This window comes from Amycolatopsis alkalitolerans (assembly GCF_006152065.1).
GTDB classification, from domain to species: Bacteria; Actinomycetota; Actinomycetes; order Mycobacteriales; family Pseudonocardiaceae; genus Amycolatopsis_E; species Amycolatopsis_E alkalitolerans.
Window position 1 is genome coordinate 166838 of the sequence record NZ_VDFW01000008.1, and the last position, 13127, is coordinate 179964.

At 70.1% G+C, this 13127-nt stretch carries 9 protein-coding genes; 4 read left to right on the forward strand and 5 right to left on the reverse strand.

What is annotated here, in order from left to right; all coding sequences use genetic code 11:
- Positions 1-11: 11 nt before the first annotated feature.
- Genes FG385_RS12430 through FG385_RS12445 form a run of 4 tightly spaced genes read left to right on the forward strand, consistent with a single transcriptional unit; the run spans position 12 to position 5069 of the window.
- Positions 12-482, forward strand: a complete 471-nt coding sequence (locus FG385_RS12430; RefSeq protein WP_139096839.1) for a formate dehydrogenase subunit gamma — start codon at positions 12-14, stop codon at positions 480-482.
- A complete protein-coding gene (locus FG385_RS12435; protein ID WP_139096840.1) occupies positions 479-1972 on the forward strand; it encodes a formate dehydrogenase beta subunit in 1494 nt (497 codons plus the stop codon). Before FG385_RS12430 ends, FG385_RS12435 begins: the two co-directional genes overlap by 4 nt.
- Positions 1969-4779, forward strand: coding sequence for a formate dehydrogenase subunit alpha (gene fdhF / locus FG385_RS12440; RefSeq protein ID WP_139096841.1), 2811 nt, complete (start codon positions 1969-1971; stop codon positions 4777-4779). Before FG385_RS12435 ends, fdhF begins: the two co-directional genes overlap by 4 nt.
- Entirely contained in the window at positions 4779-5069 is a 291-nt protein-coding gene (locus FG385_RS12445) for a formate dehydrogenase subunit delta (protein ID WP_139096842.1), read from the forward strand. The genes fdhF and FG385_RS12445 overlap by 1 nt, the downstream gene beginning before the upstream one ends.
- On the opposite strand, the gene FG385_RS12450 is transcribed toward FG385_RS12445, so the two are convergent.
- The 5 genes from FG385_RS12450 to cmk all read right to left on the reverse strand — a co-directional run bounded on the left by FG385_RS12450 (position 5032) and on the right by cmk (position 13074).
- Positions 5032-6309, reverse strand: coding sequence for a M1 family metallopeptidase (locus tag FG385_RS12450; protein ID WP_139096843.1), 1278 nt, complete (start codon positions 6307-6309; stop codon positions 5032-5034). The genes FG385_RS12445 and FG385_RS12450 overlap by 38 nt on opposite strands.
- Positions 6291-10184: a Pls/PosA family non-ribosomal peptide synthetase gene (locus FG385_RS12455; protein ID WP_139096844.1), complete on the reverse strand. Its 3894-nt coding sequence runs from the start codon at positions 10182-10184 to the stop codon at positions 6291-6293. The genes FG385_RS12450 and FG385_RS12455 overlap by 19 nt, the downstream gene beginning before the upstream one ends.
- 108 nt (positions 10185-10292) lie before the next feature.
- A complete protein-coding gene (der, locus tag FG385_RS12460) occupies positions 10293-11720 on the reverse strand; it encodes a ribosome biogenesis GTPase Der (protein WP_139096845.1) in 1428 nt (475 codons plus the stop codon).
- The gene (locus FG385_RS12465) at positions 11717-12376 is read right to left on the reverse strand and encodes a lysophospholipid acyltransferase family protein (RefSeq protein ID WP_139096846.1); all 660 of its coding nucleotides are present in this window, start codon (positions 12374-12376) and stop codon (positions 11717-11719) included. Before FG385_RS12465 ends, der begins: the two co-directional genes overlap by 4 nt.
- Positions 12373-13074, reverse strand: coding sequence for a (d)CMP kinase (cmk, locus tag FG385_RS12470; RefSeq protein ID WP_139096882.1), 702 nt, complete (start codon positions 13072-13074; stop codon positions 12373-12375). The genes FG385_RS12465 and cmk overlap by 4 nt, the downstream gene beginning before the upstream one ends.
- Between the last annotated feature and the right edge of the window lie 53 nt (positions 13075-13127).

A 13127-nucleotide genomic window follows, 5' to 3' on the forward strand; every position in this document is an offset into this window, starting at 1 on the left:
GAGGCGCGGTAATGACGGTGGATGCCAGGGAGCGAGTGCGGGCGATCGTGGCCGCGCACCAGGGCGAGCGTGGCTCGCTCATGCCGATCCTGCATGCGATCCAGGATGAGTTCGGGTGTGTGGATCAGGAGGTCGTCCCGCTGCTGGCCGACGAGTTGAACATCTCCCGCGCGGAGGTGCATGGTGTGGTGAGTTTCTATTCGGATTTCCGTTCGGAGCCGGCGGGCCGCACGGGTGTCCGGTTGTGCCGGGCGGAGGCCTGTCAGTCGGTGGGTGCGGAGCGGTTGGTCGCGCATGCCGAGCAGGTACTGGGTATCAAGGTCGGCCAGACGACTCCGGACGGTTCGATCACGCTGGGTCAGGTGTTTTGTCTGGGTAACTGCGCGCTGGGTCCGGCGGCACAGGTGAACGGCCGGTTGTACGGACGGTTGGATCCGTCCGCGCTGGATGCGGTGTTGGCGAGGGAAACGGCGGGGTCATGAAGGTTTACGTCCCCGGTGATTCGGCGGCTCGGTCGGTGGGCGCGGATGTGGTGGCGACGGCGTTCGAGGCCGCGGGCGCCACGGTGGTGCGCAACGGTTCTCGTGGCATGTTGTGGCTGGAACCGTTGGTGGAGTTTGAGACTGATCGTGGCCGTGTCGGCTATGGGCCGGTCAGCCCGGAGGCGGTCGGTGAGATCCTCGCGCGGGGTGAAGATCACGAGCTGTGCCAGGGGCTTGTCGAGGAGCTGCCGTGGATGCGGGCGCAGACGCGGTTGTGTTTCACCCGCGTCGGTGTCACGGATCCATTGTCCACAACGGACTATGAGGCGAACGGCGGGCTGGCGGGTTTGCGTGCGGCGCTGGCGAAGCGGCCGGATGGGGTTGTCGCTGAGGTGACCGAGTCCGGTTTGCGGGGCCGCGGCGGCGCTGGTTTCCCGGCTGGGGTCAAGTGGAAGACGGTGGCGGAGGCCTCGGGTGAGCTGAAGTTCGTGTGCTGCAACGCCGACGAGGGCGACAGCGGCACGTTCGCGGACCGGATGCTGATGGAGGGCGATCCGTACGCTCTGATCGAGGGTATGACGATCGCCGCCTACGCGGTCGGCGCGACCGAGGGTTATGTGTATGTCCGGTCGGAGTATCCGGATGCGGTGCGGGTGCTGCGCGAGGCGATCCGGCGGGCCCGGGCGGCGGGGTGGCTCGGCGAGGACGTGCTGGGCACCGGTATGAGGTTCGACCTGTTCGTGCGGGTCGGGGCGGGCGCCTATATCTGCGGCGAGGAAACGTCGATGCTGGACAGCCTCGAGGGCAAGCGCGGGATGGTGCGGGCGAAGCCGCCGATCCCCGCGATCACCGGGCTGTTCGGGAAACCGACCGTGGTCAACAACGTGCTGACGCTGGCCTCGGTCCCGGCCATCCTCGCCCAGGGTGCCGCCGCCTACGCCGATCTGGGGGTGGGGCGTTCGCGCGGCACGCAGGTGTTCCAGCTGGCCGGGAATATCGCGCGCGGTGGCGTGTTCGAGACCGCGTTCGGGATCACCCTCGGTGAGCTGGTGGGCGACTATGGTGGCGGCACTCGCACCGGTCGCCCGGTGCGGGCGATCCAGGTCGGCGGCCCGCTGGGGGCCTACATTCCGGTGTCGCAGCTGGATTTGCCGATGGATTACGAGGCGTTCGCGCAGGTGGGGGCGATGCTGGGGCATGGGGGGATCGTGGTGTTCGACGACACGGTGGACATGGCGGCGATGGCCCGCTTCGCGATGGAATTCTGCGCGGAGGAGTCGTGCGGTAAATGCACGCCGTGCCGGGTGGGTTCGGTACGCGGGGTCGAGGTGATCGACCGCATCGTCGCCGGCCAGGACCCTGAGGGGAACCTGGCGTTGTTGAACGACCTGTGCGAGCTGATGACCGACGGTTCGCTGTGCGCGATGGGCGGGCTCACGCCCAACCCGGTGCGCAGCGCGCTGCTGCACTTCCCGGAGGATTTCTCATGAGTCTGTTGACCGAACCTGACCTCGGTACGCCTGGCAAGGCGGGCCCGGCGACCGTGTCACTGCAGGTCGACGGCCAGCCGGTCACCGTCCCCGAAGGCACCTCTGTCATGCGCGCGGCCGCGCTGTCCGGTGTGGACATTCCGAAACTGTGCGCCACCGACAGTCTGGAGGCGTTCGGCTCGTGCCGGTTGTGCCTGGTGGAGATCGAAGGCCGCAAAGGCACCCCGGCCTCGTGCACCACCCCGGTCGCCGACGGGATGCGGGTGCACACCCAGACCCCGCGGTTGGAGAAGCTGCGCCAGGGCGTGATGGAGCTCTACATTTCCGACCACCCGCTGGATTGCCTGACCTGCGCCGCGAATGGGGATTGCGAGTTGCAGGACATGTCCGGTGTCGTCGGGCTGCGGCAGGTGCGCTATGGCTACGAGGGCAAGAACCATCTCGACGCCGAGACCGACACCTCGAACCCGTACTTCGATTTCGACGCGTCGAAGTGCATCGTGTGTTCGCGGTGTGTCCGCGCCTGCGATGAGGTGCAGGGCACATTCGCGCTGACGATCGAGGGCCGCGGGTTCGACTCGAAAGTCTCCCCCGGGGCTGGCGAGCTGTTCATGGACTCCGAATGTGTCTCGTGCGGGGCGTGTGTGCAGGCCTGCCCCACCGCGACATTGGAAGAGAAGTCCGTGGTGGACCTGGGCATGCCGACCCGCACCGTGCTGACCACGTGCGCCTACTGCGGGGTCGGCTGCTCGTTCAAGGCTGAGCTGCGCGGGGACGAGCTGGTGCGGATGGTGCCGTACAAGGACGGCGGCGCCAACGAGGGCCACAGCTGTGTGAAGGGCCGGTTCGCGTTCGGCTACGCCACGCATCCGGACCGGGTACTCAACCCCATGATCCGTGAGTCCATCCAGGACCAGTGGCGTGAGGTCGACTGGGGAACCGCCATCTCCTATGTCGCGGAGAAGATGCGGGAGATCCAGGCCCGCTATGGTGCCGGGGCGATCGGGGGGATCACCTCGTCGCGCTGCACCGACGAGGAAGTGTATGTGGTGCAGAAGATGGTGCGGGCGGCGTTCGGCAACAACAACGTCGACACCTGCGCCCGCGTCTGCCACTCCCCGACCGGCTACGGGCTGAAGCAGACCTTCGGCACGTCCGCCGGCACCCAGGACTTCAAATCCGTCGCGAAAGCCGACGTGATCGTGGTGATCGGCGCCAACCCCACCGACGCGCATCCGGTGTTCGCCTCGCGTATGAAGCGCAGGTTGCGCGAGGGCGCGAAGCTGATCGTGATCGACCCCCGCCGGATCGACCTGGTCCGTTCGCCGCACGTCGAAGCCCAGCATCATTTGAAGCTGGCGCCGGGTACGAACGTCGCGGTGGTCAACGCGTTCGCACACGTGGTGGTCACCGAGAACCTGACAGATCAGTCCTTTGTGGATGAACGGTGCGAGGAGTTCGACGAGTGGGCGGAGTTCATCGCCCGCCCCGAGAACAGCCCGGAAGCCACCGAGGAAATCACCGGCGTCCCCGCCGCCGACCTGCGTGCCGCCGCCCGGTTGTACGCCACCGGCGGCAACGCGGCGATCTACTACGGACTCGGGGTCACCGAGCACAGCCAGGGCTCCACCATGGTGATGGGCATGGCCAACCTCGCCATGGCCACCGGCAACATCGGCCGCGACGGCGTCGGCATCAACCCGCTGCGCGGGCAGAACAACGTGCAAGGCTCGTGTGACATGGGCTCATTCCCGCACGAACTGCCCGGCTACCGGCACATCTCCGACGACACCGTCCGCACCACATTCGAGGACCTGTGGGAACGGCACCTGCTGGCCGAACCCGGGCTGCGGATCCCGAACATGTTCGACGCCGCGCTCGACGGCACCTTCCGCGGACTATTCGTCCAAGGCGAGGACATCGCCCAGTCCGACCCGAACACCCAGCACGTCACCGCCGCGCTGGCCGCGATGGACCTTGTGGTGGTCCAAGACCTGTTCCTCAACGAAACCGCGAAATTCGCGCACGTGTTCCTGCCCGGCACCTCGTTCCTGGAGAAGGACGGCACGTTCATCAACGCCGAACGCCGCATCAACCGGGTCCGGCCCGTGATGCCACCGAAGTCCGGCAAGCACGAATGGGAGATCGTGTGCGAGATCGCCCAAGCCATGGGCTACCCCATGTCCTACACCCACCCGCGGGAGATCATGGCCGAAATCGCCGCGCTCACCCCGACGTTCGCGGGCGTGTCGTTCGAGAAACTCGACAAGCTCGGCAGCGTGCAATGGCCGTGCAACGACAAGGCTCCCGAGGGCACGCCGATCATGCACGTCGACGGGTTCGTGCGCGGCAAGGGCCGCTTCGTGCCCACCCCGTTCGTGCCCACCCGCGAACGCAGCACACGCAAATACCCGCTCATCCTCACCACCGGGCGGATCCTGTCCCAGTACAACGTCGGCGCGCAGACCCGCCGCACCGAGAACGTGGCCTGGCACCCCGAAGACATACTGGAAATCCACCCCCACGACGCCGACGTCCGCGGCATCCGCAACGGCGACGAAGTCACCCTCACCAGCCGCGTCGGCCACACCACGCTGCACGCGCACATCTCCGACCGCATGCCCATCGGCGTGGTCTACACCACCTTCCACCACCCGGTCACCGGCGCGAACGTCGTCACCACCGAAAACTCCGACTGGGCCACCAACTGCCCCGAATACAAAGTCACCGCCGTCCAAGTCGGACTCACAACACCAACAACGACAGCGGACCCGGCCCAGGACGCGGTCCCGGCACTGGCGGACTGATGCACACCGAATCACCCCAGGTGCGGCTCGCGAACGAGATCGCGGCCCAGTTCCACCACCTCCCACCCAAGGAGGCAGCCGCCGCGATCGCCGCACACATCCGCCAGTTCTGGGACCCGCGCATGCGCGCAGACCTGGATCACCACGCCGCCACCGCACCCGAAACGCTCGACCCCCTCGCGCTCGAGGCCGCCCACCTGCTCACCCCAACCCCCCAACCGTCGAGTTCACCGTCCCCGACGGTGCCGACCGTCAATCCGGCAGTGCCGGGCGGTCCAACCAAGCCGTGAACAAATCATCCAATGATTCGCTGGTCGCGGCCCCGGCATGCACGATAAACCCAGCCGTCGTCACAGTGCCATGCCGGTGCGCGTCCGCCCACGAACGCAGCAGCGCGAAGAACACCTCATCACCCACACGGCCGCGCAGGGCGTGCAGAGTAAGCGCGCCCCGCTTGTACACGCGCTCGTCGAACAGGTTCGCTTCGCCCGGGTCCGCGATGACGAGGTCCTGCGGCAGCGACTCCAAGCGAGCCCGCCACTGCCGGGCCAGCTCAGCCACCGACGGGCCGCCGGACTCTTCCGACCACAGCCACTCCGCATAGGTCGCGAAACCCTCGTTCAGCCAGATATGCCGCCAGTCCGCAATCGTCAGACTATTGCCGAACCACTGGTGCGCCAGCTCGTGCGCCACCAGCCGCTCATGTGTCCGGCGTCCGTCCACATGGTTCCGGCCGAAGATCGCCATCCCCTGTGCCTCAACGGGATCTTCGAGCTCGTCATCGGTGACCACGACGACGTACTCGCCGAACGGGTACGGGCCGAACAGCCGCGAGAAAAGCAGAGCCATCTCCGGTTGCCGTGCGAAATCATGACGCGCCAACGGAACCAGCCGACGCGGCACAGCCAGCCGTTGCGACGAGGGCAGTTCCAAATCCTCATATCGTCCGATTTGGACGCTCATGAGGTACGTAGCCGTCGGCTCGCGGCGCTCGTACACCCACCTGGTCGTGCTGGCGCCGGTGTGCCGGAACAGCAGCTCCCCGGTCACCAGCACCGCGTAGGCCGACGAGGTCGTGACCGTGACCTGGTAGGACGCCTTGTCAGCCGGACGGTCGTTGCACGGGAACCACGAGGGCGCGCCGACGGGCTGGCTCGCGACGAGCACCCCGTCGGCCAGCTCGTCCCAGCCGATGTCGCCCCAGCGCCCGCCGACCGGCTTCGGGTTGCCCGAATACCGGACCTCCACGGTGAATCGTCCGACCACGGGTTTGGCCGGCTTCACCGTGAGCCGGTGCCCGCTGTGGGTGAACCTCGCCGCACGCCCGTCGACGTGCACCCCGGCGACCCTGAACCCGGCCAAATCGAGTCCGAACTTCGACAGCGGGCGCGGCGCCGCCGCGGAGAGCTTCGCCCGCGCCGACAGCCGGTTGGGCACGATCTTGTAGTCGAGGTCGAGGTCGTAGTGCGTGACCTGGTAGCCCTCGTCCCCGTGCGAGCGCAGCGCCGACCTCAAACCCGGCTTCCCCATGCCGAAATCGGGTTACCGAGCCAGCGTGAGTCCGCCGGCACCGCGTCCCCGCGCGTCACCAGCGAGCCGGGGCCGACCGTGGTCCGGGCACCGATCGTGGCACCGGGCAGCACGATCCCATGCGGGCCCAGGGTGGCACCCTCGTCGAGGCTCACCTCGCTCATGCTCATGATCCGGTCATGGAACAAATGCGTCTGCACGACACAGCCCCGGTTGACGGTCGCACCGTCGCCGAGCCGCACCAGATCCGCTTCCGGCAACCAGTACGTTTCCAGCCATACCCCGCGCCCGATCCGCGCCCCCATCGTCCGCAGCCACGCCGTCAGCAGCGGGGTGCCGCCGATCGAACCGATCAGCCACGGCACGGCGAGCGCTTCGACGAAGGTGTCGGCCAGCTCGTCACGCCAAACGAACGAGCTCCACAGTGGATGCTCGACCGCCCGGAACCTGCCCACCAGCAACCACTTCATCACCGAAGCGGTCGCGGCGGCAATCAGTCCGGCGCCGGCCAGCAGCAGCGGCGATACCAGCGCCGCCGCCCACAGCCCGGCAGCGGCCCACACCGCTCCGATCCCGGCGGCCACCAGCACCGCGAGCGCGACCGCGCCCATCACCGGCACGATCCGGCACAGCTCGACCGCGGCCCGGGCGAGTTTGAGCCGCCGCGACGGCCGGTAGGTGCGGCTCGCGTCGGCGACCTCGACGGCGCGGCGCAGCGGCATCGGTGGCATCCCCAGGTACGACGACCCTTTCTTCGCCTTGCGCGGAGTCGACGACAGTACCCCGACCAGACCGCGTTTCGGCACCGCCCGGCCGGGCGCGGTCATCCCGGAGTTACCGAGGAACGCCTGCTTGCCGATCCTGGCCGGCGCGACGTGCAGCCACCCGTGGCCCAGCTCGTAGGTCGCGACCATGGTGTCGTCGGCGAGGAACGCGCCATCGTCCACTTTGGTCATCTTCGGCAGCGCGAGCACCGTCGACGCTTCGACGTCACGACCGACCTTCGCGCCGAGCAACCGCAACCAGACCGGGGTGAACAGGCTGGCGTACAAGGGAAACAGCGCGGTGCGCGCCAGGTCCATCAGCCGCTCGGTCGCCCACACCTGCCACGCCATCCGGCCGTGCACGGGGTGGTAACCCTCGGCCATCCCGCAGCCGAGCGCCCGCACCCCGGCGAGCACCAGCATCGCGTACGACACGAAGTACGCGACGGTCGCGAGCGGCACGAGCGCCAGTATGTGCCCCAGCGAGGGCGCGCCGAGCAAGACGATCAGCAGCCCCGGCACGGCCGCGACCGCGGGCAGCAGGCCCAGCAGCATCGAGGTCAATCCGTAGGTCCAGGCCCACCGGCGCGAACGCGGCGGGCGGCTGGACGGCCAGCGCAGCGCGCCCTCACCGCTGCGCGCGGCCGGGGACCCGGCCCAGCGCTGCCCGGCCGGCACCGCGCCCCGCACGGTCGACCCCGCCGCGATCTCCGCGCCTTTCCCGATCCGGGCACCGGGAAACAGCGTGCTCCGCGCGCCGATCCGGGCACCGGCCCCGATCCGGATCTTGCCGATGTGCACGAGATCGCCGTCGACCCAGTGCCCGGACAGCTCGACCTCGGGCTCGACCGCGGCGCCGCGCCCGAGCTTGAGCAGGCCCGTCACCGGTGGCGGTGAATGCAGGTCCACGTCCTTGGCGACCTTGGCGCCCAGGGCTTTCGCGTAGTGCGTCATCCACGACGCGCCGGACACCGCGCTCGCGCCACTGACGTCCGCGAGCTTCTCCGCGGCCCACAATCGCAAGTGGACACTGCCGCCACGCGGGTAGCTGCCGGGCCGCACCCCGCGCAGCAGCAGCCTCGCGCCACCGGCGGCGATCGCGATCCGCCCCGCGGGGCTGAACAGCACCAGCCACGCGGACACCAGTGCCCACCACGGCACCGCCGGCGCCCACGCCACCCCCACCGCCGCGAGCACGGTCGTCAGCCCGGCGACCACGGAGGTCCAGCGCAGGCCGACGAGCAGTAGCAACGGAATCATGAACAGGGTCTGCACGAACCCGGCTCGCCGGGGCGTCGGCCGGATCTCGCGCCGCGTGGCCTCGGTCGTGCTCAGCCCGTCCAGCACCGCGGCGAGCGCGCCGAGCGTCGGATGCTGGTAGATGTCGCTGACCGAGACCTGCGGATGCCGCGTGCGGATCCGCGCGATCAGCTGAGCGGCGGTGAGGCTGCCGCCGCCGTGGGTGAAGAAGTCGGCCTCGGCGTCGCCCGGCGCGACGCCGAGGATCTCCGACCAGCCTTCGGCAAGCCACTGCTCGGTCCCCGACAGCTCTTCAGCGTCCACTGTGGACAGCGGCCACGGCAACGCGGCACGGTCGACCTTGCCGGAGGTGCGGGTCGGCAGGTCGCCGACCACGGCGAGCAGCGGCACCAGCGCGGCGGGCAGCCAGTCCCGCAGCAGCGCGCTGGCGGCCTCAAAGTCGAACTCGGCGTCCTGAACGTCCAACTCGGCGTCCCGAACGTCCAACTCGGCGTCCTGGAGGTAGATCTCGGCGGTTTGGGTGTCGGGGACGACGTAGCCGACCAGGATCTGGTTGCCGGCGGCCGTCGTGCGGATGGCGGCGGCAGCCGCCGCGACGCCGGGCAGCGCCCGCAGCGCGGTATCGACCTCGCCCAGCTCGATCCGGCGGCCGCCGAGCTTGATCTGCTCGTCGGCGCGGCCGACGAACACCAGTCCCTCCGGTTCCGCCCGCACCAGGTCACCGCTGCGGTACGCCCGCGGCCAGCCCAGCGAAGGCAGGGGCGCGTACTTCTCCGCGTCCTTCTCCGCGTCGAGGTAGCGCGCGAGCCCAGCGCCGCCGATGACCAGCTGCCCGGTCTCCCCCATCGCGACCGGCTCACCGGTCTCGTCGATCACCGCGAGCTGCCACCCGGCCAGCGGCAGCCCGATCCGCACCGGCCCTTCCCCGGTCAGCGGCGCGGCACAGGCGACGACCGTCGCTTCCGTGGGACCGTAGGTGTTCCACACCTCGCGGCCCTCGACCGCGACACGCTCGGCCAGTTCCGCCGGGCAGGCCTCGCCGCCGAAGATCAGCAACCGGACGTCCTCGAGCGCGTCGGCGGGCCACAACGCGGCGAGTGTCGGCACCGTGGAGACGATCGTGATCCGCTGCGCCACCAGCCACGGTCCCAGGTCCACGCCGGTGCGCACGAGCGACCGCGGCGCGGGCACCAGGCAGGCGCCGTGCCGCCAGGCCAGCCACATCTCCTCACACGAAGCGTCGAAAGCCACTGAAAGCCCGGCCAGCACCCGGTCGCCGGGCCCGATCGGCTCTTCGGTGAGGAACAACCTCGCCTCGGCATCGACGAAGGCGGCGGCCGCCGAATGGCTCACCGCCACCCCTTTCGGCTTCCCCGTCGAACCCGAGGTGAAGATGATCCACGCGTCGTCCCACAGACCGGGCAAGCCGGGTCGCCCGATCGGGGCCGAACGGCGGGTCAACACGCAACCGTCGGTGAGCACCGCGCACACCCCGGCCTCGTCGAACACCAGGTCCGCGCGCTCGTCGGGGTCGTCGGCGTCCACCGGCACGTACGCGGCCCCGGCCGCCATCACGGCGAGGATGGCGACGTACAGCTCCGCCGTACCGGACGAGATCCGCACCCCGACCCGGTCGCCGACGCCGACGCCGAACCCGGCCAGCCGCCGCCGAAGGGCCTCGACCTCTTCGGCGAGCCGCCGGTAGCTGAGCACCTGGGTACCGTCGTCGATCGCGGCGGCGCCGGGATGGCGCGCCGTCGTCTCGGCGAAAATGTCCAGCAGGGTTCGCACGCTGGCCGAGATACCGGTCCAGAACAGTGCTTTCGAGCGGGTGTCCAGCGCAGGCAGCAAGGCCCGTCACTCACCTTTCGGGACAAGTCGGGCCTGCTCTCGTCCGGTGAGGCGCCCGGTGCGGCCATTCAGCTTACCCGAAGGTGAACGACAGGTAGCGAGCCGGTCTCATTTGCCTTTCTTGGCCCGCTTCTCGCGCACCCGCACGTTGATCCGCACGGGTGAGCCCTCGAAGCCGAAGCGCTCGCGGAACTTCCGCTCGACGAACCGGCGGTACCCGGCCTCGAGAAATCCGGTCGTGAACAGCACCAGCGTCGGCGGGCGGATCGCGGCCTGGGTCGCGAACAGCACCTTCGGCTGCTTGCCGCCACGCACGGGCGGCGGCGTCGCGGCGATCAGCTCCGACAGCCACCCGTTGAGCTGCCCCGTCGGCACGCGCCGGTCCCACGACTCGAGTGCGGTGCGCAGCGCGGGCGCGAGCTTGCGCACCGAACGCCCGGTCAGCGCGGAGATGTTCACCTTCCGCGCCCACGGCACCCGGACCAGCCCGCGGTCGAGCTCCCTGTCCAGCTCGTACCGGCGATCCTCGTCGACGAGGTCCCATTTGTTCAGCGCCAGCACGCACGCGCGCCCGGCCTCCACGACCATCGTGAGCACGCGCAAGTCCTGTTCGGACAGCGGTTCACTCGCGTCGAGCAGCACGATCACCACCTCGGCCGCGTCGATGGCCGCCTTGGTGCGCAGCGAGGCGTAGTACTCGGTGCCGCTCGCCGTGTGCACGCGTTTGCGCAGGCCGGCGGTGTCGACGAACCGCCAGGTCTCGCCGTCGAGCTCGACGAGCGAATCGACCGGATCGACCGTGGTGCCGGCGACCGCGTCCACGACCGCGCGCTCCTCGCCGGTCAGCTTGTTGAGCAGGCTGGACTTGCCCACGTTCGGCTTCCCGACCAGGGCCACGCGCCGCGGCCCGGCCGCGCCCTCGCCGCCGTCGCGCGGGGCCTCCGGCAGGGCCCGCACGATCGCGTCGAGCAGGTCGCCGGAGCTGCGGCCGTGCAGCGCGCTCACGGCCATCGGCTCGCCGAGGCCCAGCGACCACAGCGAGGCGACGTCGGCCATCAGGCGGTTGTCGTCGACCTTGTTCGCCGCGAGCAGCACCGGCCGTTTGGACCGGCGCAGCACCTTCGCGACCGCCTCGTCGGTCGTAGTCGCCCCGACCGACGCGTCGACCACGAGCAGCACGGCGTCCGCGGTGCTCATCGCCATCTCGGCCTGCGCGGCGACCGCGCCCTGCAGCCCGCTCGCGCCGGGTTCCCAGCCGCCGGTGTCCACGACGGTGAACCGGCGGCCGTTCCACATCGCGTCGTAGGCGATCCGGTCACGGGTCACGCCCGGCACGTCCTGCACGACCGCTTCCCGGCGGCCCAGGATCCGGTTGACCAGGGTCGACTTGCCCACGTTCGGCCGCCCGACGACGGCGAGCACCGGCTGGCTCAGCACCGCCCCGGCATCGTCTTCGAGGCCTTCGACCTGCGCGTCGAGCGCGGCGAACTCGGCCTCGTCCGACCAGGAGCCGTCGGCCCCCTCTAGCTCTGTCATGACTTCGCTTTCTCTGTCTGCGCGCGCTGTTCGTCCAGTTCGCGCACGAGCGCGGCGAGTGTGCCGCGCAGTTCTTCGGTGGCTTGTGCCAGCCCGGCCCGGCCCTTGCCGACCTCGACCCGGAACGGCTTGCCGATCAGCAGGTCGACACGCGGGCGGAACCGCCGGCCGCTGCCCGCCGGGCGTTTGGTGCCGCGGACCGCGACCGGGAGCACGACCGCGTCCGTGCCGCGCAGCAGCCAGGCCGCACCGCGCTCGGCCGTCGTGACGTTCCCGTCCCCGCGGGTGCCTTCGGGGAACACCCCCACGAGACCGCCTTCACGCAGGATCTTCGCGGTGGTCAGCAGCGGGGCCCGGTCCGGCTCACCCCGGCGGACCGGAACCTGCCCGATCCGCCGGAGGAACCACCCGATGGCGCCGGTGAACATCTCCTCCTTGACGAGGAACACCGAACGCCGCGGCAGCATTCCGAAGATCATCTGCGGTTCGACGAGCGAACTGTGGTTGGCGATCAGCAGCACCGGCCCGGTCCGCGGCACCCGTTCGAGCCCCCGCACGCGGATCCGGTACGCGGGCCGGAACAGCACCTTGCCGATCGCCCGGCCGAAATCGTGCAGCCGGCCGGACGCGCCCTCGGGCAGGCCGGGTGGGCTCACCGGGTGGCCTCGGCGGCGCAGTCGAGCAGGCCGCGGCGGCTCGCCAGCTCCGAGAGCGCGACGAGCACCTGATCGATGTCCAGCTCGGAGGTATCCAGGTGCACCGCGTCCTCGGCGGCGCGCAGCGGCGACGCTGACCGGCTGGAGTCCAGCCGGTCACGGCGGTCGACGGAGGCGAGCGCGTCGGCGTGCGTGCTCTCGCGCCCGGCGGCGGTGTCCTGCGCGCTGCGCCGCGCGGCCCGGATCTCCGCCGAGGCGGTGAGGAAGATCTTGAGCGGCGAGTCCGGGGCGACCACCGTGCCGATGTCCCTGCCCTCGACAACGACGCCGCCGACCTCGGCCAGCACCTCGCCGATGATCCGCCGCTGGCGCGCGACCAGCAGCTCACGGACGCCCGGGACGGCCGAGACCGGCGAGACGGCGTGGTTGACCTCCGGTCCGCGGATCTCGGCGGCCACGTCTTCACCGGCCAGCGTGACGCTCGGGCGGACGGGGGTGGTGCCGATGGTGAAGACCGCGTCCCGCGCGACGGCCGTGACCGCGTCCGCGTCGGTCACGTCCACGCCCGCACGCAGCACGGCCAGGGTGATCACCCGGTACATCGCGCCCGTGTCGAGGTACCCGGCGCTCAGGCGCTCGGCGAGCTTGCGCGCGACCGTGGTCTTCCCGGTCCCCGACGGACCGTCCAGCGCGACCACTCCACGTAGCGTCACCAATGCCCTCCTTCGCCCCGAACCGTTCCTCCGCCGGG